Source organism: Arthrobacter tecti, from assembly GCF_054511355.1.
Window position 1 is genome coordinate 134647 of sequence record NZ_JBTNCT010000002.1, and the last position, 24124, is coordinate 158770.

Below are 24124 nucleotides of genomic sequence, written 5' to 3' on the forward strand. Positions count from 1 at the left end.
CAAGGCCCAAGAACTTCGACCACATGTCGTGAGAAAACCTTGAGACTGCGCACGTTTGAGACCCGCTTCTTACTGGCGATTGAATTGTTCTGAGGGCGAGCTTAGGTTCCCCACCAGTGCCGAACGCGAGTAGGAGCTACTCGAAAATTGGGCCGAATGCTATCGAGTATGGCTGGGTCGCCCAGTAGTCACTCACCGATTCGGCGTTGAACTACTCGCTTCTGCAGGGTGACTACTCGAATGAGGCGATTCGCTACTCGCCTTTTCCCGAATGGCCAAAAAAGTAGAGCGCAGACGCTCCCGCTTCGCTAATGTGTGGCTCCTCGGAGTGATTACCTTCAGCACCCCGACCTTCACAACGGAATCTGGGAACTCATGAAAAAGCGCGCTTTCATCACCGGTATCACCGGTCAGGATGGCTCTTATCTCGCGGAACTGCTCGTCTCCAAAGGCTACGAGGTGCACGGGCTTATCCGTCGCGCCTCGACCTTCAACACCTCACGGATCGACCATCTATACGTTGATCCTCATAACAGCGAGGCCCAACTTTTCCTACACTATGGGGATCTCAGCGATGGAGCGCGTCTGGTCACGCTGCTCAACCAGATACGGCCACACGAGGTCTATAATCTCGCGGCGCAGTCGCACGTGCGGGTTTCCTTCGATGAACCGCAGCACACGGCAAATACCACGGGGATCGGGTCCATCCGGATGCTGGAGGCGGTCCGTATGTCCGGGATCGAAACACGGTTTTATCAGGCCTCCTCCTCGGAGATGTTCGGTGCCAGCCCACCACCGCAGGATGAGGACACTCCGTTCTATCCACGCTCCCCCTATGGCGCGTCCAAGGTCTTCAGCTACTGGGTAACCCGCAATTACCGGGAGGCCTACGGCATGTTCGCGGTAAACGGCATCCTCTTCAACCACGAATCCCCCCGCCGCGGCGAAACCTTCGTAACTCGTAAGGTCACCCGAGCTGCTGCGGCCATCAAGGCCGGCCTCCAGGACCACCTGTACATGGGGAATCTCGATGCGGTGAGAGACTGGGGCTACGCCGCGGAGTATGTCGAGGGCATGTGGCGCATGCTTCAGGCGGATGAACCCGATGATTACGTGCTGGCCACCGGTCAGGAATGTTCTGTCCGCGAATTCCTCACAATTGCCTTTGAGCATGTGGGCCTCGACTGGACCGATTATGTGCGCTTCGATGACAGGTATCTGCGTCCCACGGAGGTCGATGCCCTTGTCGGTGACGCGACCAAAGCCAGGGAGAAGCTCGGTTGGAAGGCCACGGTGGACGCTACACAACTTGCCCGGCTAATGGTTGACGCCGACGTTGAGGCGCTGAAGTACGCGGGAAGTTCGTGGATCGACAAGGTAACGTTACCGATCTGGGGGCAGGAATATGCGGCAACCCAATAGCGGCCGTTGGTCCGGGACGCTGGACCGCGCAGCGCCCTTCTATGTAGCAGGACACCGTGGGCTTGCTGGGTCTGCGATCTGGCGGGCACTTGAGCGCACCGGATTCGAGAATTTAATCGGCAGAACATCCAACGAGTTGGATCTCACGCGACGCGACGAGGTTTTTCGGTTCGTTGAAGAACACAGTCCACGCTACGTGGTGTTGGCAGCTGCGAAGGTCGGTGGAATCCTCGCCAACAGCACGTTCCCGGCCGATTTCATCAGCGAGAATCTTCAGATCCAAACAAACGTTCTCGACGCAGCTGCCACTTTCAGGGTGGAACGGCTTCTTTTCCTCGGTTCGTCCTGCATATATCCTAAATTCGCCCCCCAGCCTATTCCGGAGGCTGCTTTGATGACGGGTACGCTGGAGGAAACGAACGACGCATATGCGGTCGCGAAAATCGCCGGCATCACGCATGTGCAAGCGGTCCGCCGCCAAGACGGTTTGGCATGGATCTCAGCCATGCCCACCAACCTGTACGGTCCCAACGACAATTTTTCGCTGAACGGGTCGCACGTCCTGCCCGCCCTGATACGTCGGTTCACCGAGGCAGTAGCTTCCGGCACTCAGTCAGTGACGAATTGGGGCACAGGAAATCCGCGCAGGGAGTTCCTGCACGTGGACGACATGGCGGCAGCCTGCCTGCACCTGCTGGAAAACTACGACGCTGCGGGGCACGTTAACGTGGGCACTGGGCTGGACCTGACGATCCGCGAATTGACCAGCGTTATAGCCGAGGAGGCGGGTTACCACGGCGTAATTGACTGGGATTCTTCCAAACCGGACGGCACCCCACGAAAGGTTCTCGACGTCTCACTCATCAAATCCTTGGGTTGGGAACCGCGGATCAGTCTTCGCGAAGGCATCGCCGAGACCATCTCCTGGTATCGCGAGAAATCAAACGAACTCACCAGCCGCGCCTGACTTACCACGCGGGCAACTCTGGCCGTTCACTCTGAGGGATTCATGGCACGGACTTCACGGAACCACTTAGGCATCGCTACGCACAGGAACAGGACGTTGAGAACGAGCAGCACCGCGTAGAGGCCGAGGAACAGGTCGGTACCCCACAGCACGAACAATAGTGCCAGAATCCCATACTCCGTGGGCAAGACCGCCACGGAGTACAAAATGGAAGATGATCCTTCGCCCGCCAAGCGCATCTGCGTTGACCCACGATTCAGTCTCCGCATCTGATCCGTCAACACGATGGTGAAGAAGAAAGTCACGGCGAGCATCTCATAAGCTACCGGGAGGATCAGCCAGGGGTCGTCCACGTCCGGGCTGCGCCACCAGCCCACCAGGACAGCCAGGTGCAGCGATGCCATTTTCACTGCATCCACCACGTGGTCGAGCCATTCGCCGGCCAGGCTCCCGCCGCCGCGGAGCCTGGCCAACTGTCCGTCCGCCGAATCCAGCGCGTATCCCAGGACTAGCAGGAGCGCTATCAGCATTCCCGATTGCCAGGTGAAGGGACCGACGGCGATGAGAGCAATTCCCGCTGCACTGCACACAGCGCTCACCGCCGTGACACCGTTCGGGGTCATGCGTGCCTTGTACGCCACCGCCGCGAGTAGACGCCCCGCTGGGCGGTTCAAAAAGCGCGCGTAAGCGGAGGCACCCTTCGAAGTCTTTTGCCGTTCCTTTAGTGAACTAACAAGTTCACTGAAGGAACGGGCATCAGCTGCATTCACACGGGACGTCACGGCTGCCTCTCTGGGGGACGTCAAGACCTGGTGTGTGGAATGTACTACGTGTATTAGGAGACGTCTACCGTGGACCAGGAATGGACGCGGAGACGGACTGGGAAATCATCGGCGGTGCTGGAGAGCGACGCGAGAAGCCCGACCCCTCCGGGTACCTGCAATGAAGGTTCATCATCATTGGTGGACAGCATCCAGGCAGCGGGTTCGGAATCTCCCGTGACCCACGCCTTGGCACTGATGCGGGTCGGTGAAGTTCCGCTCACGCTGAGCTTCAGCGTGAGCGGCCGCCCAGCGACTGCCTGTGCGTCCGGGATGAGGGTCTCTTCGGTGAGAAAGTGCTCACGACCAGAGCTGTCAGAGCGCACCAGGGAAAGCCACACGCCCGCCGGACTCATCCGCACTTTGCCCCGATACTCCCCGACCCCCTCGATCGCCCGTCCTGCTAAGGACACGTAGACTCCGCTGCCGGTCGCGTCCTGGTCGAGAGCGAAGCTGACCGTAGTTTCAGCTGAAGCGGCGGACACATCGCGGAGGTGCGCTCCTGGAGCATATCCCGGCCGCTTCATCAGCCAGGACCCTGCGCCGTCCGAGGTGGAGTAATAGCTGTCGCCTCCCTCCATGGTCCAGGCACCGCCGGTGTCGGCCTCGCCGAGTCCGAGTGAGGCGCCGGTGAACTCATCAGCTGCCAGGACCAGCGGCTGTGGCTCAACCGGACCAGGCGTAGGCGCGGGCGGTGTTGGTTCCGGCAGGGTCGGTTCTGGCAAGGTGGGCTCTGGGATCTGTCCAACGCTCAACGCACCGCCGACATCGGAACCGGCCGCCTGCCATTCCCCGAAAGTTAGCTGCTGGTTATCTAGCACAAACCTCTGGCTGTCGACGTCACTGACCCAGTACTCATTGTCACGGAAGGACACGCCCGCTGCAGCTATCGTTCCATCGTAGGATGACGCGCGCACGACACCAGTGGCGGCAGTGTCCGGCGAGCCCGGCTGGCTCATGTCGATCCGGTTTCCGACGACTGCAACGTCTTGAAGGCGGTAGGCGCCCCATGGCCCGTCCCCACGGGGCCGCAACTGAACACTGACGCCATTAAGATTGTCCAGCACTGTGTTGTCCTCGATGCGGACGTTCGAGCTGGTATTGACGTTGATGCCGGCACCGGACATGAGCCCCGTACCGCCGCCTCGCTTCAGCCCGAGACCATTGCCGATAACCGTGTTTCCGGTGATGGTGCCATTGCGGCTGATCTCATATCGGATCCCGTCGGCGCTGTTGCCGGAAATGGTGTTCTCGCTGATGACGACGTCGTCTGCAGCCACATCTGCCCAGATCCCAACGCCCAGATTGTCAGCGAAGGTGTTCCTCACGATTTTCGCGGAGGACCAGGTAAATTTCATGCCGCCAGACTCCCAGTCAGCGACCCAGAAACCGCGGGTGTTATTGTCCGCGATGGTGTTGCCCTCGATGAGGCTGTGCTCGGAGCGCCACTGCCCCAACCCGAGTTGCCCGTTGGCCACGATTTGATTGCCGGCGATCACGGCGTTGTCACCCTGCGCGATCATAATGCCGATGGCGTGGTTGTTGGTCACAGTGGAATTTCGCACCGTCCATTCGGGGCCGCTAACCACGAGCGCTCCCTGCTGCGGAAGGCTGGCAAAGTCGCGAACGGTAACATTCTCAACAGTCACGCCGCTAGCGGTTGAAGAGAGGGCGGTACGTGTATTCGCCATCGTGTAGCGCATGCTGGCGGAAGGTGGCGTTGCCACGTACACGGCGTTGGCGCCGTAATCCGCAAAGTAGGTGCCCTCTTCTACCTTGTCCAGCGAGCCGACCGGTTTGAGGGCTTTTCCGTTGGCCATGACGAATTCGGCCTGATTGCAGAGGTTGCTGCCTTCAGTCTCACATTGGCCGTTCGCGTCATAGGGTGCGGGAAGGACGCCGGTCGTCCGGTAGAGGCTGTTACGCGAGGTCCAGGAGTCCAGGGGGATCGCCCCGCTCAGGACGGTACCTGTTGTCCCGCGGATCGTCTGGTTGTCCTTCGGGGCGATGGTCTCCGGCACAGCAAATGTGCCGGAGGTAAGGCAGACTGTTGCGCCGGGCTGCTGTTCATTGACCTCGTCCGCGATACTAGCGCCGGGTTTCAGCGTTACAGAGCAAGAATTTTCAGCTGCCGAAGCGCTTTGCGGTCCGGCCATTAGGGGAGCTGTTAGGAGCAGCGGCGCTGCCATCACCACGAGGAGGTTTGATGGGCGGCTATGTCGTCGTGACAAGAGGTCTCTCTTTCTTCCAGTTTCTTCTAGCGAGACCATTGCTACAAAACATAAGATAAACCCAGATGCATCTATCCGACCCAGATCACGAATAGATAACGGGAGAACACTGTAGTGCGGATTCTTCTCGTACACAATTCGTACCGGTCGGAGCACCCGAGCGGCGAGGACATGGTTGTCGACCAGGAGCGCCAGCTTCTAAGTGACGCGGGGCACGTAGTCGACACCTATGCCAGGCACAGCGACGACATAGCAAGCATGGGGTTAACGCGTCGTGCGGAGTTGCCGTTCCGTGTGGTCTGGTCCGTCGAGGATGAGCGGGAATTCGGGCGCGTCCTGGACGCCGACCCCCCGGGCGTCATACACCTTCACAACCCGTTCCCGATGATCAGCGCTTCGATCCTTCGAGCGGCACGGCGGAGACGGGTGCCCGTGGTGATGACTTTGCACAACTACCGTCTCGTGTGCGCTGCCGCTACGTTTCTCCGCAATGGCAAACCGTGCGTTGATTGCCTTGGGCATTCCCCGCTACCTGCTGTTCTGCATGGCTGCTACAGGGGCAGCCGGGTGGCTACGGTGCCGCTAGCCACGTCGATCGGGCTGCACAAGACTTTGGGGACCTGGGTTCGCGGCGTCTCGAAATTCATCGTCATGAGCGAGTTCGCCCGCGACACAATGACAACAGGTGGCCTGCCAGCAGACCGCATCGAAATCAAACCACACTTCATTCCGCACCCTGCCACTCTCGAACGCCGAAACGGCGATTACGCCCTGTACTTGGGCCGCTTATCCGAAGAGAAGGGCGCTGATCTGCTGATTAAGGCGTGGGATCCAAGCTTCGGAGAACTACTGGTGGTCGGTGACGGCCCGCAGCGCCAGTCGTTGGAGGCGATGGCGGCCAGTCATGGCGACTCGGTGAGGTTTCTCGGATCACTGCAGCGCGAAGATGCCGTGGGCATGCTCGCTGGGGCGCGCTATCTGGTGAATCCGTCCCGCGTCTTCGAAACGTTCGGGTTAAGCGTCGTTGAAGCATTCGCTCACGGTGTACCGGCGATAGTCCCCAGCCAAGGGGTCTTCCCTGAGCTGGTAAGACCCGGTGAGAACGGGCTGATCTTCGCTTCCGGAGATCCGCTGTCGCTGCGCGAGGCGCTGCAGCGGCTCGGTGATACCGCCGCAGTCCAGCGCATGGGTAGCGCCGCCCGGTCAGACTATCTTGCTCGGTTCACCCCTGAACGCAATCTGGTACGGCTCGAGGAGATCTACACTGACGCCATCGCAACTGCCCCGGCGCACTCTTGATATTGATCTTCACGTCCAAGACCGTGGCGGTGAGCCCGGCTCGGTCCGCCCGAAGTCTGCATCACTCGGCACGGAACGTCGCGAGGGGGTAACAACATTCCCTGCAGGAACGAGCAGCTAGACAACGAATTCGCTCTGACTTATGGTTGCCGGAAGCACGATTGATTCTGACGCAAGGGAGCTGAAAAGAATCATGTTCGGTCACTCACAACGTTCCGCCATTTGTCTCATCCTCACCTCGCTATGCCTGGCCAGCGGGATCACCTTCACACCGGCCGCCGCTCAGCCCACTGAACCACCCACCCCAGCAGAAGCGGCTTCAAAAATCTCTCTGATACCGCGACCGGCCAACGTCTCAACGCTGGCCAAGGATGCTGTGACACTGAATGCGAATTCAGTGATCCGCGCCTTGCCGAACGACCCCGACGCCGTCGAAGCCGCGCATCAACTCGCGGAGAGGTTGCGCGCCGTGACCGGCTTCGAGTTGCCGGTAGGTGCCCGAATCGCGGCCCGCGATGGCTCAACGATCGAGCTTTCAACCCGCGCGGACGGCGAAGAGCCGGAAGGCTACGAACTGACGGTCGAGAGACGCCGGATCAAGATTTCGGCGGGCACAGCCGAGGGCTTGTTCCGCGGTGCCACCACCCTTTGGCAGTTACTGCCACCGGAGATTGAGTCGGACTCGGTGGTTGCTGGCACCGAGTGGTCCGTTCCTGCGGTTCACATCGCTGACGAGCCCCGCTACTCCTATCGCGGCGCGATGCTCGATGTTGCCCGGCGCTTTTACGAAGTTGCAGACGTCAAGCGATTCATCGATCAGATGGCCGAGTACAAGCTCAACGTCCTGCACTTGCACCTGACTGACGACCAAGGCTGGCGGTTCGTCGTCAATGGTCGTCCGGAGCTTACCGAGATCGGGGCGTCGACGCAGAGCGGTTGGGCACCGGGGACCGGCGGTCCTTGGTTCTACACCAAGGACCAATTCAGCGAGATCGTTCACTACGCCGCTGACAGGTTCATCGAAATTGTTCCTGAAGTTGACGGTCCGGGACACTCCACTGCAGCCAAGGCATCGCTGCCGGAGGTCAATTGTGACGGAGAAGCCGTTGCCCCGTACAGCGGCTTCGATATTGGTCTGCCTCCCGTTTGCCTCCAGCCGGAGGGCCGTGAGGAGGTACGCGAATACCTACAGGATGTACTGACTGCAGCGTCGCAGCAAAGCTCAAGCGATATCGTCCATATCGGCGGCGACGAGGTGCCTTCAATAACCACCGAGCAGATGGATTGGTACGTCAGAACCGCCAGCAAGGTGGTCACCGACGAGGGTAAGCGTGTCATGGGCTGGTCTCAGATCGGCGAGGGCACTCTGGCACCGGGAACGCTGCTGCAATGGTGGGCCGACGGCGGAGACCAGGCATCCATCGGGACGGAAAATGAAACCGAGGAAGTCCGTCATCTCCGCGAGGGATTGGCACAGGGCGCCCAAGTCATAGCCTCCCCGGCTGACCGCGCATACCTGGACATGAAGTACGACGCGTCCGTGCCGTACGGGCTCAGCTGGGCAGGGCTGGTGGATTTGCAGAAGGCCTATGAGTGGAATCCAATCAGCGTCACCTCCAGCAGTGACGGGACGGTTCAACTGGTCACCGAGGACCAGGTTGCCGGAGTTGAAGCGGCGCTCTGGGCTGACCGTGCATACTCCGGATCCACGAGCCTCCCGACTTCGCTCGAGCAGTTCATCCCGCCCGCCGTGTATACGGACTTCATGACCTTCCCGCGCATGCCTGCTATCGCCGAGATCGGCTGGTCCCCTGCCGAGGGCAAGTCCTTCGAGGACTTCGAGCGGCGCATTGTCGACCACGGCCTGCGCTGGGACGCGGCCGGCATCGGGTACTACCGGGCACCTGACGTGCCGTGGCATCCGCTGCCGGTAACCATGGACGGAGCACCGGCAGCGGAGCCGGCGAGCTCTCCCGATGCGTCCACTCCGGTACTCCTTACCGTGCCGCTGGCGAACAATACGAGCACGCCGAAGACCGTCCAGGTTGCCGTTCGGAACCTCGGCTTCTGGCGGGCAGAGAGTCCATCGTCGGAGGTTATCCTGCCGCCGAACAGTTCAGAAGAAGTCACTCTGGAGTTGTTCCCGGATGGGGGCACCGGGTGGAGCACAGTCACCGTTGATGTCTCGCATGAAGACCAGCAGATAGCGTCGAGTGCCGTCGACATAGTGTCAGGCGGACAGCACGTCTCCGATTGGAACTGGAGCTCGGAATCCAACGGCTGGGGACCAGTCGAACGCGACGCGAGCAATGGCGAGAACGCGGCTGACGACGGGCGCCGCATGTCAATTCAGGACCGCGAGTACAGCAAGGGCGTAGGAGTGCACGCCAACTCGAGCATCACCCTGGACCTCAACGGGCGGTGCCAGCGTTTCCAGTCCGACGTCGGCATCGATGACGAGGTCAGCAGCGACAGTGTTCGCTTCCGGGTACTTCGCGACGGCGTGGAAGCCTACGCCTCACCTGTTATCACGGGCAGCATGCCGGCGGCGTGGGTGAATCTCGATGTGAGCAGCGTGGACTGGTTGACGTTGGTGGTCGACGACGCCGGTAACGGTAATGCGCAGGATCACGCCAACTGGGCAGGTGCTTGGCTGCGTTGCGACTCGCCCTAGCCGGCGGTCGGGTGCTAGACAGTTTGGTATGGGGAATCGACGCTTGGCGAGCTGCGCCGCCTTACTTCTCTCAGCAGGCCTTCTGAGCGGATGCGCTCCCGAGCAGGGAAGTGTGGCGATCGAGGTCAGATCAATGCACCCGGACGTGGAGAAGTACGCCTACGAGATTCGAGTGGTCGGTCCGGACGGTGACCTGATCTTTTCGGAGGAGCTGGGACCAGGAGAGTCCCTATCCCAGGGAGATATTCCGTTGGGTTGGATAACAATCAGTGCGGTACCTTTCTGCACGGTTGAATCTGAGCTGACCTCGAAACACCCGACGATGAGCCTGGTCGTGGACGGCGACAACTGCACGCTCGGCGACTAGCCGTTGAGCGTCGCTGACAGGCCCCGCTTGTATCCAACCCGAGGTGTACCCTGACACCATGGCTACCGGCGCGACGGGGGCGGTATCTCAGCAGGTGCGGTTTTGCCGATCCTCTGACGGTGTCAGCATTGCCTATGCGGTGCATGGCAACGGCCCGCCGCTGGTTCTCAACAGCTGCTGGCTTTCCCACTTGGAGTTCGACTGGAGTAGCCCGGTGTGGCGGCACTATCTCGACGCCCTCGGATCCTTTGCGACCGTGATTCGCTTCGACGAGCGCGGGTTTGGAATGTCCGACCGCAGTGTCACTGACTTCCGGCTTGAGTTGCGAGTGGCAGATCTCGCGGCCGTCGTCGACCATGCTGGCCTTACCCGCTTCGCGCTGATGGCGATGGCACAAGGTGGGCCGGTAGCCGTGCGTTACGCCGTCGAAAATCCTGGGAGGGTAACCCGGCTCGTCTTCGCCGACACTCACGCAGCGGTGGCGCTGCCGCCATCAAGTGATCAGATGCTACTTGAACAAGCCTTCCAAGCCATGATCGCGGCGGGGTGGGACCGTAAAGAGCCGCTGTTCCGCCGCGTCTTCACCCAGCTCATGATCCCTGGTGCCACTGAAGAACAGATGACTTGGGTGGATGACCTGCAGCAGCGGGCAGCATCGGCGCGCACGGTCCTCAACGCACGTCAGCACCGTCGCACCGACAACGTGCTGAACCTTCTGCCACTGATCGACGCCCCCACTCTGGTGGCCCACTCCCGCGGTGACCGTATGATCGCTTTCGATGAAGGTCGCCGCATCGCGGCGGGCATCGCAGGCGCTCGACTGCTGAGCCTTGGGAGCAACAACCACATCCTGCTTGCGCACGAACCGGCCTGGCGCATCTTCCTTGAAGAGATCACCTCATTCCTTGCTGATGACCTGGAAGCTTACGCTTCTACCCACCTCACCACCGATGACGCGGTTTGGCCGCTGACGGTGCGAGAGGACAGGGTCCTGCTCTTAGCTGCCGAGGGCAAGGACAATCGTGAGATTGCCGGCGAACTGGTGCTCAGTGTCCGCAAGGTGGAACGGCACTTACAGAACGTCTACGCCAAGCTCAATCTCAGCGGATCCGCTGCGCGTACCGCAGCCGTCGCGCGTGCGCTGAAACGTTCCTAAACCTTACGTACGCGTTCGCCGCCAAAGATGCTCGACCCGCTTCCTCAAGATGCGCACACGTACCGATTCCCATCACGCCGTCCATGCGTAGCGTTGAAGACGGTACACACGGAACTCACACCACTAGAACAGTAAGGCGCGATCATGAACAAGGCAGCGATCAGTCTCACCACCGGCCTCGAAGATACCGAAAAGGTGACAGTGGCGTTCCTCGTCGCCGTTGCTGCGGCAGAGGCCGGCAAACCCACGATGATGTTCCTGACGAAGGAAGCAGCCCGCCTTGCGGTCGAAGGTGTGGCCGTGGCAGTCGCCTGCGACGGATGTCCGCCGCTCAATAATCTGATGAGCCGGTACGCGGCCGCTGGCGGAGAAATGATTGTCTGTGGCGTATGTGTGGATGCCAAGCAACTGGACGTTGACTCTTTCATTCCCAACGCCACCAAGGCCGGCACCGTACAGCTGTGGGAATGGATCGGCGAAGATAACGTGACCACATTCAGCTACTGAGACTCATACGGGTCGCCGGGCGGTGGCCTGTCCACTCAGGAGAACTCGTCTTTGCCGACCATAGTGGAAGGATAGCGGCTGATCCTCGCGCTAGTCTGAGAGGACGCTTATTGGGCTACCACCGGGGGAACTCTTGTCAACTGCTGGATTCGGAATCGTCTTTGCCGTCCTCGCGTACATCATTCCGTTGGCTCTGGGGGCCGTACTGCTTTACGGGATCATCCGCCTCGGAGTGAAGCACGGGATGCGCTCGTACTTCGCTGAGGTCAAGCGTCCTCCTCATTCAGGAAGTGATTGAAGCCAGCGTCAGTTTCAGAAGCTGTCTGCGCAAATGTCCACGGATGAGGTCGCTAAGAAGCTGCACATCAGCCCCGCGACCATTATTCATTCAAGGACTTTGGACACCCTGGAGGATTCTGTGGAGGACTACCGACAACCCGATACCCAGACTCAACTGCGCATATGCTGCATCGCGCAGGCGGGCTTTTGACAGAACTGCAGGGTTGTGAAGGGGACTTCTGACATCTCAATTGCAACAGTCGCCTGCACACGGGCCGAGTCGCGCAGTTGACCGTGCCGGCGATTTCCGAAACTGACAGTTGGTCAGAACCGGGCGTGGCCGATGGGTGTTGGTCTTACTGGACGCAGAGTGAGGCGCTTGGACTGGGGTTCTTTTCGTCCACATATCTCTGAGATATGTTGGTATCGTGAAATACTTAATACTGGGGCCTGTTATTGGTCCAGCCCCGCTCGCTGTACGACCTGCATAGCCGGTTTGCGGAGGGGTTATCCCACGTTTACGCCGCGAGTTACGGAAGCATCCACCGCGCGCTGCGGCAGCTGCAGGCGGCAGATGACATTGCCTTGGTCGAAGCGCTCGACGCTTCGCGGAACAAGAAGCAGTACATGGCGACCACGCAGGGTCGGCATACCTGGTCCGAGTGGATGAAGCAACCACTGCCCACGGAGGATTCAGAGGCCACCATGCTGGCCCGCGTGTTCCTGCTCGACCTCCTTGAATAGGCGGCGGCCCGACGCGAGGTCCTGCATGCTTTGCACCGACGTGCCCTGGATGATCTCAAGGAGCTCAGCTCACTCGCCGATGCAATGAACGAACGAGAGGGCGCAGGTCTTGTCCGGCACCAGATGTCCCGATACCCGTCGGCAGCGCTCGACTATGGGCTTCGCACCAGTGAAGCCGCGGTGACCTGGCTCGAAGACTTGATGGCGGAGCTGGCCCCAGAACAGCGAACGGAAAACGGAACGGACGGCAAGAGATGACCACGGCCGGGCTCACCATCACACTTACCTTGCTGGCGGCCCTGGCGGTGATGCAGATTCTTCTCATCGCCGGCCTGCCGTTCGGCAACTACGCCTGGGGCGGCCAGCATCGCGTTCTGCCACCACGACTACGTACTGCATCGATAGTGGCGATCCTGCTCTACGCCGTGTTCGCCGCACTGCTAATGAGTCGCGCTGGAGTCCTCCCCGGCGGGGACACAGTTCCAGTCGTCGTGGCCACGTGGGTGCTGTTCGCCTACTCCGCCCTCAGCATCATCGGCAATCTCGCCTCACGCAGCCACCACGAACGCATCGCACAAACCCCGGTGAGCATCCTGCTCACCATAGGAATTCTCCTCATCGCGCTCGGGCATCCCGGCTAGGTGTCTTGGTGAATGATCCGCATACGGTGCCGTGGTGATGCTCCCGCGGGTAGCATTTCTTTCATGACATCGAGACTGAAAGGTCGCCGGCGAGTTGCCCGTCGGATCATCGATGAAGTTGCTTCTTGGGCAGAACGGGACGACAGAGTGAGAGCGGTTGCTCTCGTGGGGTCTTACGCACGAGGAGCTGAGCGAATAGCCAGCGATGTCGACCTGGTGGTATTGAGTGACACTCCCGAAAGTCTTCAAGACGCGGCATGGTTCGAACAACTTGAGCCTAGGGCGCGTCTTATCCGCTCCGAGGCATGGGGGCCAGTACGCGAACGCAGATTCCGGTTGAAGTCAGGATTGATCGTGGAATTGGGCGTTGCTCCCTCAAGCTGGGCTGACGTTCCCTTGGATGAAGGAACGCGCCGCGTCCTCAGCGACGGGCATCGCGTTTTATACGACACAGGTCTCCTCGGAAGCGCTGCCGCAACCGTTGCCGAGTAAGAACCTGGTCGCCGCACTGTCGCACTGCTTATGTTGTGTGACGATGAAATGTATCCGAAAAAGCTCGGTACCAAAGTGCTGCCGACCGTAGCCATGGACCGCTTCGAGGCGGCATCCCGTCCGGAGCACTTCGCGGACGTAGCTACAGTGATCACCAAGTTGTTCAACATCGTCCACCCGCACCGGTCATACCTCGGCTTCAAGGATTATCAACAGCTACAGGTCGTTCGGCGGGTCACGGAAGACCCCCACCTAGAATCGCCTACACAAGGCCCAAAGTCATGCGGCTGACCATGCAGTCGCCTTCCGAAAATGACAGCCAGCCTTTCATCGGAGCAGCGCCGCGTTCACCCAGTCCACGGCTTGCGTAACGGCTTCGCGGGACTCCGCGGTGTGATCGAGCATGTCGAACTCATGTTGACCCTCGGGCACGTCAATCACTTCCAGACTTGCACTGGCCTCCCGAGCCCTGCTCACGAAATCCTCGACCGTGACTGCAATATGTGGGCGCTCCCGGCCGACCCGCGTCAGGAGGATGGGAAGATTGCCGCTCGCCGACACCGCTTCGGCGGGATTGAACCGGTTGATGTCCAGGTCAGGCACTGGTCCGAGGGGCGCCAATAACGGATAGGTCAGCGCGACGCAGCGGAGCCACTCCGGCGGGTCACGCAGCCAGTCGGCGCTCAGTAGACCTCCACCCGAAAAGAACCACAACGCAACCCGTTCGGGATCAACCCCCGGGAGAGCGCGGGCTTGGCGGACCACCTCAGCGACGTCGTCTGCGGCCGTTGGGTAGTCCGCGATGGAATGAAGTCGGTGATCTACGGTGACGCCCACTGCGCCGCTGGCCGCCGCAAGTGAGCCGTACCCGACATAGACCGGCCAGTCCCGCGGTGTGGGCAACAGGTCCGGTGGAACAGGGCCTCCGTGAACGAACACGATCACCGGCAACAGTTCATCGCTGCTCGCAGCGGGCCGGTAGACGTCCATGGCGCCGACTCGCTCACTCGGGACGCTTGCGTGGGGTACGACGAACAGCTGCAGGAATGCGGGATCGGCCATACGTCATTCAATCAGACGGATACCGTTACAACCTGCATCTCAGATTTTTCCTGTAGCGGCTTGCAGTAACTCCCTGAATACCGCAATGCTCGGTGGGTGAAAGACGACGTGATCCTTCGACCAGCGCGGCCAGAAGACAGCCCGGCGTTAGCCGCTCTGAAGGAAGCGTGGGCTGAGCTGTCCCACCCGGTGACTGAGTCTGAGCGGAACGGGTTCACTGAAGATCTCTCGACGTGGATGAGTTCGCAGGGGCAGGCGCTGATTTGCCGCGTGGCCGAGGTCGATCGCCGGCTTGTCGGCATGGCATGGCTCGTGATCTTCGAGCGGGTCCCCGATATTCATGATCGACATCGTCTGACTGGTGACGTTCAGAGTGTGTTCGTGCACCCGGAACACAGGAAGCAAGGGATCGGCGCCGCCCTGGTCCAATCCCTCGTCGACGCCGCGGACCAGCGAAGTGTGTCACGAGTGACTGTGAGCGCGAACGCCGCTGCCGTCTCGATGTATGAAGCGGCGGGATTTACCGCTACGCCTTTCCTCCTGGAACGCCAGGCAGGTACGCCACGCCACTCATAGATAAACTCCTTTGCAGGAGCGCGACGACTCATCGAACAAGCGGGGAATGTGCAGACGACATCGCGCGCCAGTCAAGCGAGCATCTAGTCTTGGTACTCGTGACTATTCCGCAACGGTATGACGGCTCAGACTTCTACTGCGATGTTGCTATCCCCAATGCGGGCGAGCTTAGCGTTGTGCATAACGACGACCTGGTGCTGGCCTTTCACCACACACGGCCCTTCTGGGAGCACCATGTTGTTCTGGTGCCGAAGCGGCACATCGCCTCCCTAACAACAGCGACTAAAGATGATGCGCCTGACCTGCAGCGCTTGTTCGAGGTAGTTCAAGAAGTTGCGCGGGAAATGGAGCTGACGCAAAGGGCCGCTACAGTGCTGACAAACCTCGGCAGCTATCAAGACTCCAAGCATCTCCACGTGCACGTCTATAGCGGCGCGCGTTGCAGATAAGCGCCGCAACTGCCTACGGGACCCAGCCCACCTAAGCCTCACGCCGACGTCGTACCCGCCGCACAACCAGCCAGATGATAAGGGCCGCGATGGCTCCGTAAAGAACGATGTCGAAGTACTGCGAATACTGGTCCACTAGGTGATATTGCGTGCCGAGGAAGTACCCGAGCCCGATGAGCAGCGCATTCCACACAGCGCTACCGGCCGCGGTGAAGATGCTGAACGTCACCAGCGGCATGTGCTCCGCGCCGGCGGGCAGCGAGATAAGGCTTCGCACGCCGGGAATGAGCCTGCCGAAGAACACCGCAGACCGGCCATGCCTGTGGAACCAGCCGGCCGCACGCTCGAAGTCCTCGCGGTCAACCAGCGGCAGCTTCGACAACGCTCGCACCACGCGCTCCTCCCCCAGCTTCGCGCCGAGGAAATAGAGCACCAGCGCACCTGCATAGCTGCCGATCGTCGCTATGACAAACACCAGCACGGCGTTCATCTCCCCCTGTTGGGAGAGAAATCCGGCCAGCGGAAGAACAACTTCGCTCGGGATCGGCGGGAACACCGTCTCGAGGAGCACCAGGAAACCGACGCCGATCTCCCCCAGCGCGGTCATGACGTCCGAGATCATACCGGTGAGCCCACCCTGGCTTGGCCCGCCACCTGAGGTCTGCGCGACGAGATGTTCCCCACCGAAGGTCAGTCTCATATTTTCGCCCCGCCGCGCAGCTTCGCGTAATAGACCACTCCCAGACCCACGAGGGCCAGGATCACCAGGACACGGGTGACCGGGTGCTCCCCGATCGAGACGGCGTTCGTCTCCACGCTGGCCTCAGCGGCGATCGGGGCAGGGCTGGCCGAGGATGACGACGACGACGCCACCTGGCTCGACGAGGCCGTTGCCGTGGGCAGCACAGCGGGTTCCTCGGACGGCTCTTCGCTGGCGCTGTTTGTGGGCTGATCCGTTGCTTCCTCGGTTGGCTCGGCCAGGTCGATCACCGTGCCGGTTGCCGGATCCCAGCGGAAGTCCGTGTACAGGTAGGTGGCCGGATCTATCAGGTTGCCCGTTCCAGGTTCAATGAGAAAGCCTGTGGACGGTTCAATGAGGTAGCCGGTTATTGAGTCGATTGTAAACCCGGTAGCCGGGTCCACCGATGGCGGCGGCGCCTGCCGCGCAGCCTCATCGGCTGGTGGCGCCGGCTCACCCGAAAATGCCTGCTCCGATGGGCTTGGCGAGGGAGCAGGAGGCTCCTCTGGCGGCGGCGGCGGAGGAGGCGGCGCCGTCGTCGTCGGGCTTGGTTCAGGCGAACTGGGCGTTGGGATTGGCGTGGGCTTTTGGTCGCCGATGATCGGCAGCAGGTCGCCCGCACGGGCCGGTACGACGGCGGTACCCGCCACTCCGGCGCAGATCAGCAATGCCAGCAACCCGGCGAGTAGGCGGCGCACGTCAGCCCTGAGCCTCCTGCTCGGGAAGGATGCTCGACTCCAGGTACTCGCCGAGGGTTCCTTCATCCAGGGCGGTGGCGATTTCCGCGATCGCGGCATCATCTTTCAGCACGATCGACTGCCCGTCAGGGGAGGTTCCCACGCCGAGGTTCGGGAGGGTGAAGAACTCGACATCATCGGTGCGTACGTTGCGCAGGCTGAAGGCAAACGATCCGACGGCGGTGGCGTCGAACTGCTCGTCGACGCTCAGGTATGGGGAGATCTCGCTGACAATGCGGCTGACCTTGGCGGGATTCGTGAGCGTACTGCCGCTCAGAAATTCCGACATGACCGCTTTGATGTACAGCTGCTGATTGCGCACGCGCTGGTAATCGCCGTCCGTGAAGGCGTACCGCTCGCGGACGAACTTCAGTGCGGATTCGCCGTCGAGGTCTATGGGGCCCTGTTCGAAGGACTCGCCGTTGACGCCATCGGACTGGAAGGCGATGGGGTTATCCACCGTCACGCCGCCCAGCGCGTCAGTCAGGCCCTTGAAACCCTCGAAGTCAACGATCATCACGTGGTCGATGGGTGCCTCGAACATGCCCTCGACCGTCTGTACCACCAGCGGCACTCCGCCGAAGGCCATCGCAGCGTTGACCTTGTGCGTGCCGTACCCGGGAATTTCCGTCCAGGTGTCGCGCATGATCGACATGACGTAGATGTTTTCGCGGTCCTTCGGGATGTGCATGAACATCAATGTGTCTGATCGCGAACCTACAGTGGTGTCCCCTGTTTGTGCCCGTGAATCGCTTCCCATGAGAAGGATGTTCATTGCACCTTCGGCTGCTGCAGCGCGCGTTGGCCTGGTCGATTCCTCTGGAAAGGCCGACTCGATGGTAGTGCTTCGATCGTTGAACGTGCTTGCGAGGCTGAAGAGATATCCTGCAACCACCACGGCAGCCGCGACCAGCAGCGCAAGAAGCACCAGAAGGGTATTGCGAACCGGATGCCGCGTTTTGACTGGCCGCTGCGGAGCGTCCTCGTAATAGTCCTGCGTAGTCAAGCTAATGCTCCCCTGCCAAGAATCAGTAACCCTTCATGGTAACGGCGCCAGGTGGGAAACCGCTGGACGCCGCTTCAGTCGGACGAGCGGTGAAGCACGAAGATCCCGCCGTACGCCGGCTGGTCCTTACGCTCCTTGTCCGAGTCCGTGTACTCCCGAAGGATCCGGTGGATGCGCTCGTTCAACTCCTCGGCGTCCTCGTCTGAAAGGTGCAGCATGAACCGTGAAAGCCCGGCGAGCGCATTCGGGCCCGCCTCCTGAAGTTCCTGCTGGAACGCCTCGACCGGTGCGAGTGGACCCTCCGGCCCTGCCTGGTCCAGCGCGGTGTTGAGGGTCCAGGACCGCCCGGTGGACCGGTACGGCTTCTCCAGCGCTCCGCTCTCCCCCGTCCGCACCTCGGCCGGTTCAAGAAACCCCGAGGCAAGCAGTTGGCGTATGTGGTAGAAAACGGTCCCTGGGTCCTGGCCCAGCCGGTCTGCGAGCTGTTTATTGGTGAGCTCGTGGAGTCCGCACAGCCGGATGATGCGCAATCGGAGCGGATGCGCCAGCGCCTTGATCTCGCGGGCGCTGGCCGCTGGGTGCTTCTTCTGCCGGTCCATGACGTCAATCCTACGTTCAATTGAGTTTTTTACAATCGCCTTGAACTTTCTCAATCGATGTGGGACTGTTCACACATGACAAACGACGGCGTAAAGGTCTCCGAGGAAACGCGGACGCCGCTGGGCCCCTCCTACTGGAAGCTATGGACGTCCTCCGGGCTTTCCAATCTGGCGGACGGCGTCTTCAAGATCGCGCTGCCACTGCTCGCCATCCAGTTCACGCAGTCACCCACCCTGATCGCCGGCCTCACCTTCGCAGGAACACTCCCCTGGCTGCTCTTCGCCCTGACGGCTGGCGCTCTTGCTGACCGGCTGGACCGGCGGCTGCTCATGCTCTTCGCCAACATCACACGCGCCATCCTGCCCGCGCTGCTGGTCGGGGTGATCCTGCTGGACCTCGGCTCCATCTGGGCGCTATACGTTGTCGCCCTGCTGGTGGGGGTAGCGGAGACGCTGTATGACACCTCGGCGCAGTCGATGATGCCGCAGGTGGTGCACCGGGACCAGCTCTCCCGCGCAAACGGCCGCCTCTACGCCGTTGAACTCACCACGAACCAGTTCATCGGGCCCCCGCTGGGTGGCCTGCTGGTTGCGGCCGGTGTTGTCGCCGGGTTCATCGTGCCCGGAGCCCTGTGGCTGGCCGCCGTCGGTGCGCTGTTCCTGGTGCGCGGAAGCTTTCGGATTGAGCGCAAGCAGAAGACAACTCTGCGGTATGACATCGCCGAAGGCCTGCGCTTCCTCTGGAACCAGAAAATCCTGCGCACACTCGCAATCATGACGGGTACGTTCAACTTCGCCTCCAACGCCGCGTTCGCAGTTTTTGTCCTCTTTGCGGTAGGACCGACGTCCGCGATGAAGCTCAGCGAGGTGGGCTTCGGGATCCTGCTGACGTCCTCGGCGATCGGCGCGTTCATTGGCTCGTTCCTTGCCGAATGGGCAGAGCGGAAGCTGGGCCGCTCCAAGGCGTTGGCACTGACCATGGTAGGCGGGGCGCTGTTTGTTGGAGCCCCCGCGCTGACCGACAACCCGTACATCCTGGGAGTGGTCTTCTTTGTTGGCGGAGCGCTCATTGTGCTCTGGAACGTCATCACCGTCTCGCTACGGCAGCGCATTGCGCCGAACCGACTGCTGGGCCGGGTAAACAGTGCGTACCGCCTGCTTGCCTGGGGAACCATGCCGCTTGGCGCCGTCGTCGGTGGCCTTTTGGCGCAGTGGCTGGGGATCCAGGTGATGTTCGGGATCATGGGCGTGCTGACTCTCGCCCTGCTCGGCCTGATGCCGATCCTGACTGACAAGGCAATTGACGCGGCCGACGTCGAATCCTGATATCTCCTGCGCGCTCCGCATCAATGTCGCCGCGCTCCTCCCCCGTCCCTGAGCCCGTGGCGGATACCTATGTCTTGCGGGAATGTGAGTGCACTGCACTCGTTGCAGGCGTTGCCTGCAGTGCACTCGAATCCCGGAAAAAGTACGCACCTCCCTGGCACTTCCGGCCACCTTGGCCGCACCCTCCGGCGTGCCGTCCGCCTTGGCCGCACCCTCCGGGGTGCCGTCCGCATCGTCATGAAGCGCACGACGTCGAATCCTGGGCTTTCGCTGGCCCTCACCGGCCGCGCGGTGCAAGAGTAGGGCATGGCCACCGAAGCTGATGCCCGACGGATCTGCCTTTCCCTACCCGGAGTAGTCGAGCGCCCGAGCTGGGGCCAGCCCGCCTGGTTCGCGAAGACCCTTATGGCCCGCATCTGGGAGCCGGACGTCCTGACCGTGAAGACCGCCGAGCGCGATGCCCTCTCAGGCACCGATCCGGAAACCTACTTCTGGACCCCGCATCACGAGAGGTCGCCGCAGCTGGTGCTCATCCGGTTGGAGCGGGTCGACGTTGAGGAACTCGGTGAGCTGCTGGAGGACTCCTTCCTGCTGGCGGGCGGACGGATGGGCGGACGGATGGATGGACGGATGGGCAACGCATGACTGCACCGAAAGTGACCGCGCATTGCAAGGTGGTTGTCGTGGGCCAGATTGCCCGCGATCTGGTCCTGCGGATCGAGCGGATGCCCGAGGACGGCGGCTCGGCTCCCGTACAGGAACGGCAGGAACTCCTGGGCGGTAAAGGCGCCAACCAGGGCGTGGCCTGCCGGCAACTGGGCGCGGACGTATCCCTCGTGGGAGTAGTGGGCAATGACGAGACGGGACACACCGTCCTCGCGCAGGCAGCGGCAGACGGGATGGACGTAGACGGCGTAGTGATCCGGGAAGGGGCACCAACAGCGCTGCTCCTCGACATCGTGCAGCCGGACGGGGTACGGCGGCTCTTCGAAGACGCTGACGCCCGCGTGTTGCTTGATGCCGGCGATGTCCGGGCCACCGAAGACCTCCTGCGCTCGGCCAACGCCATCCTTATCCAGCTGCAGCAGCCCGCCGCGGCGGTAACGGCCGCCCTGAATGCCGCTGACCCGGAGGCATTGGTTGTCACCGACGGCGCCCCGCCGGACAGGCAAACCCGCGAGCGTGTGCTGCGGCGCGCCGTCGTCGTACGCGCCGACGTCGAGGAAGCCGAGGCACTGGTGGGCTGGAAGCCGTCCGATCTGAACGGGACCATCGAAGCCGCCCAAAGCCTCCTGGAGGAAGGCCCGCGGGTGGTCGCCCTGGCTTCGCCTACCGGCGGGAATGTGGTGGCATGGCCCGGCGGGCATGTGGTGCTGCCGTTCCTCGAGGACGAACCGGTTGATCCGACCGGCGCCGGCGATGCCTTTGCTGCAGCGCTCACCGTCGGTCTGCTCCATGGCGAGGACCCGGAAACCGCGGCGTGGTGGGCTGCGGCGGCCGCTGCGAGTGTGGTTCGCAAAGCCGGTGGAAGACCGGCGCTCAATCTGGACGAAATACGGGAAGCGGCCGGCAACGCCAGAAGGCGCTGACCTGTCTGGCGGGATAACGCTTGCGAGCACGCCTCCCGCGGACCCTAAGTACGGTTAGCATTGTTCCGTGCCCAGAAACTCAAGCGATGCCCATCCGTGGCGGGTCCATGAATCGGGTTTTGACTGGAGCGGACCGGGTGTTGCGGAATCGGTGTTCGCTCTCGCGAACGGCTATATCGGCACCCGTGGCACCCTCGATGAGGTGGAGCCGAGCGAGAACCCCGGCACCTATATGTCCGGTGTTTTCGAGTTCCACCCGCTTTCCTACCCCGAGGACGGGTACGGCCATCCGGAACAGGGACAGGCGATCATCGGAGTCGCCGACGGAACGCCCATCCACCTCGAGCTCGACGGCAGCTCCTTCGATCTGCGCGAAACGCCTCCCGAAACCCATGAACGAACCCTGGATCTGCGCGCCGGGACGCTCCACCGGGAGACGGAGTGGTTGACGCCACTTGGTAAGCGCATGCGCCTGATCTCCACGCGGCTGGTCTCGCTCACCCAGCGAAGTGTCACGGCAATCCGCTACGAGCTGGAAGCCGTCGACCAGCCCGTCCGGGCAGTGCTCCGTTCCGAACTAGTGGTCAACCGGACCGCGCGGCAGGTTGATAACCCGGATCCGCGCGTGGGCGAGGCGCTCGATGCCCCCTTCGCGCACAGCTTCCACCGGCCCTACGAAACCGGCGGACTGCTGGTGCACCGTACGAAGGGCAGCGGCATCGGGGTCGCGGCGATGGTGGAGCACAGCGTCGAGATGCCCGACGGCGGCAACGTCTCCACCTCCTGCGGCGAGGATCAGGTAGTCACCACGGTGGTGGCGGAACTGCCGCCGGGTGGACGCGTGTGCTTCACCAAGTACCTCTCCCACGTACGCTCGCCGGAGGACTCCGCGGAGGCACTCGGGGCACAGGCACTGGCCGCGATGAAGGACGCCCGGGAACGCGGTTGGGAAGGTCTCCTCGAGGATCAGTGTGCGTTCCTCGACCGCTTCTGGGATGACGCCGACGTCGAAATTGACGGTGATCCCGAACTGCAGTTGGCAATCCGGTTTGACCTCTTTCACGTCCTACAGGCATCGGCCTCCCTGAGCGTGGCGCCGATCGGCGCGAAGGCCCTCACCGGGCCGGGCTACAGCGGGCACGCCTTCTGGGACGTCGAAGGGTTTGTGCTGCCCACACTGACACTGCTGTACCCCGAGGGCGCGGCGCGGCTGCTGCGCTGGCGGACATCCACCCTGGACACCGCCCGCGAGCGGGCCAAGGTGCTGGGCGTGAAAGGTGCCTCATTCGCGTGGCGGACCATTAACGGGGAGGAAGTCTCCGCGTACTGGCCGGCCAGTACCGCCGCCACCCACCTCAACGCCGGGATCTCCCGCGCCTACACGTCCTATGCCACCGCCACGGGAACTCCGCTCACGGAGGTCGGCGGTGTGGACGTCCTGGTTGAGACCGCGCGGTTGTGGGAATCCACGGCGCACAAGTCCGACGACGGCCGCTACCACCTCCTCGGCGTAACAGGCCCCGACGAATACACCGGCGTAGTGGACGACAACGTGTTCACCAACCTGATGGCCCAACGCAACCTTCGGGCGGCGGCGGATGCCTGCGACGGCTATCCGGACCAGGCCCGGCAATTGTCTGTGCAGCCGGACGAACCCGCGCGGTGGCGGTTGATCGCGGACGCCATGTACGTGCCCTGGGATCCAGTACGGCAGGTGCATCCGGCCAACGAGGGCTTCACCACCTACCGTGAATGGGACTTCGATCCGGACCCGGACGCCTACCCCGTCCAGCAGCACGCCCACTACGCGAAGATCTACCGGCGCCAGGTGGTCAAACAAGCGGACCTCGTCCTGGCGCTGTGGTGGTGCTCGGACGAATTCACCGACGAACAGACCGCCCGCAACCTTGAGTACTACGAGCAGCGGACGGTGCGTGACTCCTCGCTCTCGGCCGCCGTGCAGTCGGTGGTCTGCGCGCGGGTGGGCCACCTGGACCTCGCACTGGCCTACCTCCGTGAGGCCGCGCTGACCGATCTCGCTGACCTGCAGGGCGACACGCACCGGGGTGTCCACCTCGCTTCCTTGGCCGGTGCCTGGCTGGCACTGGTCAGCGGCTTCGGCGGGCTGATCCTGGACGGCGTGGAACTCCGGTTGGCGCCGCGGCTGCCCGCAACACTGAACCGGATAGCGTTCCGCCTGATCTGGTGTGGACGCCGCATCGGCGTCGAAGTAAGCCGCTCGGGCAGCACCGTGCGGTTGCTCGATGAGGATGGCGGCGAAGATGGCAGCCCCGTTCCCGTGTGGATCGACGGCAACCGGCTCGAACTGAGCCCAGGACGCCCCGCGTCTGCTCCGTTGATAACCCCGCAGCCGACGACGGCGCCTCCCCGGCAGCCGCCCGGACGGGAACCGCGGGCCTAACGGCGCGACAAGGGTGCAG

General features: G+C 62.1%; 26 protein-coding genes and 1 pseudogene. 20 read left to right on the forward strand and 7 right to left on the reverse strand.

The window, feature by feature from the left end; genetic code table 11:
* The first annotated feature begins 375 nt into the window (after window positions 1–375).
* Together gmd and ACX80C_RS03035 are read left to right on the forward strand one after the other, a co-directional pair.
* Window positions 376–1422: a GDP-mannose 4,6-dehydratase gene (gene gmd / locus ACX80C_RS03030; protein ID WP_459324755.1), complete on the forward strand. Its 1047-nt coding sequence runs from the start codon at window positions 376–378 to the stop codon at window positions 1420–1422.
* Entirely contained in the window at window positions 1406–2389 is a 984-nt protein-coding gene (locus tag ACX80C_RS03035) for a GDP-L-fucose synthase family protein (RefSeq protein ID WP_459324756.1), read from the forward strand. The genes gmd and ACX80C_RS03035 overlap by 17 nt, the downstream gene beginning before the upstream one ends.
* A gap of 26 nt (window positions 2390–2415) precedes the next feature.
* Here ACX80C_RS03035 and ACX80C_RS03040 read toward each other — a convergent pair whose 3' ends face one another.
* Together ACX80C_RS03040 and ACX80C_RS03045 are read right to left on the reverse strand one after the other, a co-directional pair.
* On the reverse strand, window positions 2416–3012 hold the full coding sequence (locus ACX80C_RS03040; protein WP_459324757.1) for a CDP-alcohol phosphatidyltransferase family protein: 597 nt from the start codon (window positions 3010–3012) through the stop codon (window positions 2416–2418).
* Between the two features lie 212 nt (window positions 3013–3224).
* A complete protein-coding gene (locus ACX80C_RS03045) occupies window positions 3225–5366 on the reverse strand; it encodes a right-handed parallel beta-helix repeat-containing protein (protein WP_459324759.1) in 2142 nt (713 codons plus the stop codon).
* Between the two features lie 189 nt (window positions 5367–5555).
* Between ACX80C_RS03045 and ACX80C_RS03050 the strand changes: the two genes are divergently transcribed.
* From ACX80C_RS03050 to ACX80C_RS03100, 11 genes and pseudogenes are all read left to right on the forward strand, one after another.
* A complete protein-coding gene (locus ACX80C_RS03050; protein ID WP_459324760.1) occupies window positions 5556–6740 on the forward strand; it encodes a glycosyltransferase family 4 protein in 1185 nt (394 codons plus the stop codon).
* A gap of 193 nt (window positions 6741–6933) precedes the next feature.
* On the forward strand, window positions 6934–9414 hold the full coding sequence (locus tag ACX80C_RS03055; RefSeq protein WP_459324761.1) for a family 20 glycosylhydrolase: 2481 nt from the start codon (window positions 6934–6936) through the stop codon (window positions 9412–9414).
* A 28-nt stretch (window positions 9415–9442) separates the two neighbouring features.
* Window positions 9443–9781, forward strand: coding sequence for a hypothetical protein (locus tag ACX80C_RS03060; protein WP_459324762.1), 339 nt, complete (start codon window positions 9443–9445; stop codon window positions 9779–9781).
* A gap of 58 nt (window positions 9782–9839) precedes the next feature.
* Window positions 9840–10937, forward strand: a complete 1098-nt coding sequence (locus ACX80C_RS03065; protein ID WP_459324763.1) for an alpha/beta fold hydrolase — start codon at window positions 9840–9842, stop codon at window positions 10935–10937.
* A 144-nt stretch (window positions 10938–11081) separates the two neighbouring features.
* Window positions 11082–11444 carry a DsrE family protein gene (locus ACX80C_RS03070; protein WP_459324764.1) on the forward strand — a complete coding sequence of 121 codons (363 nt, stop codon included), beginning with the start codon at window positions 11082–11084 and terminating at the stop codon, window positions 11442–11444.
* Between the two features lie 133 nt (window positions 11445–11577).
* On the forward strand, window positions 11578–11742 hold the full coding sequence (locus tag ACX80C_RS03075; RefSeq protein WP_459324765.1) for a hypothetical protein: 165 nt from the start codon (window positions 11578–11580) through the stop codon (window positions 11740–11742).
* A gap of 437 nt (window positions 11743–12179) precedes the next feature.
* Window positions 12180–12467, forward strand: a complete 288-nt coding sequence (locus ACX80C_RS03080) for a hypothetical protein (RefSeq protein WP_459324766.1) — start codon at window positions 12180–12182, stop codon at window positions 12465–12467.
* 18 nt (window positions 12468–12485) lie between these two features.
* Window positions 12486–12725: pseudogene (locus tag ACX80C_RS03085) on the forward strand (hypothetical protein); the annotation flags it as partial.
* A complete protein-coding gene (locus ACX80C_RS03090; RefSeq protein WP_459324767.1) occupies window positions 12722–13108 on the forward strand; it encodes a hypothetical protein in 387 nt (128 codons plus the stop codon). The pseudogene ACX80C_RS03085 and the gene ACX80C_RS03090, both read left to right, overlap by 4 nt.
* 63 nt (window positions 13109–13171) lie before the next feature.
* Window positions 13172–13600, forward strand: a complete 429-nt coding sequence (locus ACX80C_RS03095; protein WP_459324768.1) for a nucleotidyltransferase domain-containing protein — start codon at window positions 13172–13174, stop codon at window positions 13598–13600.
* Between the two features lie 48 nt (window positions 13601–13648).
* The gene (locus ACX80C_RS03100) at window positions 13649–13891 is read left to right on the forward strand and encodes a pantoate--beta-alanine ligase (RefSeq protein ID WP_459324769.1); all 243 of its coding nucleotides are present in this window, start codon (window positions 13649–13651) and stop codon (window positions 13889–13891) included.
* Between the two features lie 36 nt (window positions 13892–13927).
* On the opposite strand, the gene ACX80C_RS03105 is transcribed toward ACX80C_RS03100, so the two are convergent.
* A complete protein-coding gene (locus tag ACX80C_RS03105) occupies window positions 13928–14662 on the reverse strand; it encodes an alpha/beta hydrolase (RefSeq protein ID WP_459324770.1) in 735 nt (244 codons plus the stop codon).
* Between the two features lie 96 nt (window positions 14663–14758).
* On the opposite strand from ACX80C_RS03105, the gene ACX80C_RS03110 reads away from it, so the two are divergent.
* Window positions 14759–15238 carry a GNAT family N-acetyltransferase gene (locus tag ACX80C_RS03110; RefSeq protein WP_459324771.1) on the forward strand — a complete coding sequence of 160 codons (480 nt, stop codon included), beginning with the start codon at window positions 14759–14761 and terminating at the stop codon, window positions 15236–15238.
* Window positions 15239–15336: 98 nt separating this feature from the next.
* The gene (locus ACX80C_RS03115; RefSeq protein ID WP_459324772.1) at window positions 15337–15687 is read left to right on the forward strand and encodes an HIT domain-containing protein; all 351 of its coding nucleotides are present in this window, start codon (window positions 15337–15339) and stop codon (window positions 15685–15687) included.
* Between the two features lie 31 nt (window positions 15688–15718).
* Here the strand turns inward: ACX80C_RS03115 and ACX80C_RS03120 are convergent, their stop codons facing one another.
* The 4 genes from ACX80C_RS03120 to ACX80C_RS03135 form a co-directional block, all read right to left on the reverse strand.
* Window positions 15719–16387 carry a DedA family protein gene (locus ACX80C_RS03120; protein ID WP_459324773.1) on the reverse strand — a complete coding sequence of 223 codons (669 nt, stop codon included), beginning with the start codon at window positions 16385–16387 and terminating at the stop codon, window positions 15719–15721.
* Window positions 16384–17124, reverse strand: coding sequence for a hypothetical protein (locus ACX80C_RS03125; protein ID WP_459324774.1), 741 nt, complete (start codon window positions 17122–17124; stop codon window positions 16384–16386). The genes ACX80C_RS03120 and ACX80C_RS03125 overlap by 4 nt, the downstream gene beginning before the upstream one ends.
* Before the next feature lies 1 nt (window position 17125).
* The gene (locus ACX80C_RS03130; RefSeq protein WP_459324775.1) at window positions 17126–18169 is read right to left on the reverse strand and encodes an LCP family protein; all 1044 of its coding nucleotides are present in this window, start codon (window positions 18167–18169) and stop codon (window positions 17126–17128) included.
* 74 nt (window positions 18170–18243) lie between these two features.
* On the reverse strand, window positions 18244–18768 hold the full coding sequence (locus ACX80C_RS03135; protein WP_459324776.1) for an ArsR/SmtB family transcription factor: 525 nt from the start codon (window positions 18766–18768) through the stop codon (window positions 18244–18246).
* A 75-nt stretch (window positions 18769–18843) separates the two neighbouring features.
* Here ACX80C_RS03135 and ACX80C_RS03140 point away from each other — a divergent pair, with 75 nt between their 5' ends.
* The 5 genes from ACX80C_RS03140 to ACX80C_RS03160 all read left to right on the forward strand — a co-directional run bounded on the left by ACX80C_RS03140 (window position 18844) and on the right by ACX80C_RS03160 (window position 24105).
* Complete coding sequence (locus ACX80C_RS03140) at window positions 18844–20094, forward strand: MFS transporter (RefSeq protein WP_459324777.1); 1251 nt, start codon at window positions 18844–18846, stop codon at window positions 20092–20094.
* Between the two features lie 84 nt (window positions 20095–20178).
* Complete coding sequence (locus tag ACX80C_RS03145; protein WP_459324778.1) at window positions 20179–20397, forward strand: hypothetical protein; 219 nt, start codon at window positions 20179–20181, stop codon at window positions 20395–20397.
* Between the two features lie 3 nt (window positions 20398–20400).
* A complete protein-coding gene (locus ACX80C_RS03150) occupies window positions 20401–20739 on the forward strand; it encodes an MmcQ/YjbR family DNA-binding protein (protein ID WP_459324779.1) in 339 nt (112 codons plus the stop codon).
* Window positions 20736–21683, forward strand: coding sequence for a PfkB family carbohydrate kinase (locus tag ACX80C_RS03155; RefSeq protein ID WP_459324780.1), 948 nt, complete (start codon window positions 20736–20738; stop codon window positions 21681–21683). The genes ACX80C_RS03150 and ACX80C_RS03155 overlap by 4 nt, the downstream gene beginning before the upstream one ends.
* Window positions 21684–21750: 67 nt before the next feature.
* Window positions 21751–24105, forward strand: a complete 2355-nt coding sequence (locus ACX80C_RS03160) for a glycoside hydrolase family 65 protein (RefSeq protein ID WP_459324781.1) — start codon at window positions 21751–21753, stop codon at window positions 24103–24105.
* The last annotated feature ends 19 nt before the right edge of the window (window positions 24106–24124 follow it).

What these genes read in the sequence shown, in the direction of transcription:
- gmd (WP_459324755.1), top strand. Translation starts at nt 376, where the DNA reads ATGAAAAAGCGCGCTTTCATCACCGGTATCACCGGTCAGGATGGCTCT.
- ACX80C_RS03035 (WP_459324756.1), top strand. Translation starts at nt 1,406, where the DNA reads ATGCGGCAACCCAATAGCGGCCGTTGGTCCGGGACGCTGGACCGCGCA.
- ACX80C_RS03040 (WP_459324757.1), bottom strand. Translation starts at nt 3,012, where the DNA reads ATGACCCCGAACGGTGTCACGGCGGTGAGCGCTGTGTGCAGTGCAGCG.
- ACX80C_RS03045 (WP_459324759.1), bottom strand. Translation starts at nt 5,366, where the DNA reads ATGGCCGGACCGCAAAGCGCTTCGGCAGCTGAAAATTCTTGCTCTGTA.
- ACX80C_RS03055 (WP_459324761.1), top strand. Translation starts at nt 6,934, where the DNA reads ATGTTCGGTCACTCACAACGTTCCGCCATTTGTCTCATCCTCACCTCG.
- ACX80C_RS03060 (WP_459324762.1), top strand. Translation starts at nt 9,443, where the DNA reads ATGGGGAATCGACGCTTGGCGAGCTGCGCCGCCTTACTTCTCTCAGCA.
- ACX80C_RS03065 (WP_459324763.1), top strand. Translation starts at nt 9,840, where the DNA reads ATGGCTACCGGCGCGACGGGGGCGGTATCTCAGCAGGTGCGGTTTTGC.
- ACX80C_RS03070 (WP_459324764.1), top strand. Translation starts at nt 11,082, where the DNA reads ATGAACAAGGCAGCGATCAGTCTCACCACCGGCCTCGAAGATACCGAA.
- ACX80C_RS03090 (WP_459324767.1), top strand. Translation starts at nt 12,722, where the DNA reads ATGACCACGGCCGGGCTCACCATCACACTTACCTTGCTGGCGGCCCTG.
- ACX80C_RS03095 (WP_459324768.1), top strand. Translation starts at nt 13,172, where the DNA reads ATGACATCGAGACTGAAAGGTCGCCGGCGAGTTGCCCGTCGGATCATC.
- ACX80C_RS03100 (WP_459324769.1), top strand. Translation starts at nt 13,649, where the DNA reads ATGTATCCGAAAAAGCTCGGTACCAAAGTGCTGCCGACCGTAGCCATG.
- ACX80C_RS03105 (WP_459324770.1), bottom strand. Translation starts at nt 14,662, where the DNA reads ATGGCCGATCCCGCATTCCTGCAGCTGTTCGTCGTACCCCACGCAAGC.
- ACX80C_RS03120 (WP_459324773.1), bottom strand. Translation starts at nt 16,387, where the DNA reads ATGAGACTGACCTTCGGTGGGGAACATCTCGTCGCGCAGACCTCAGGT.
- ACX80C_RS03135 (WP_459324776.1), bottom strand. Translation starts at nt 18,768, where the DNA reads ATGGACCGGCAGAAGAAGCACCCAGCGGCCAGCGCCCGCGAGATCAAG.
- ACX80C_RS03140 (WP_459324777.1), top strand. Translation starts at nt 18,844, where the DNA reads ATGACAAACGACGGCGTAAAGGTCTCCGAGGAAACGCGGACGCCGCTG.
- ACX80C_RS03150 (WP_459324779.1), top strand. Translation starts at nt 20,401, where the DNA reads ATGGCCACCGAAGCTGATGCCCGACGGATCTGCCTTTCCCTACCCGGA.
- ACX80C_RS03155 (WP_459324780.1), top strand. Translation starts at nt 20,736, where the DNA reads ATGACTGCACCGAAAGTGACCGCGCATTGCAAGGTGGTTGTCGTGGGC.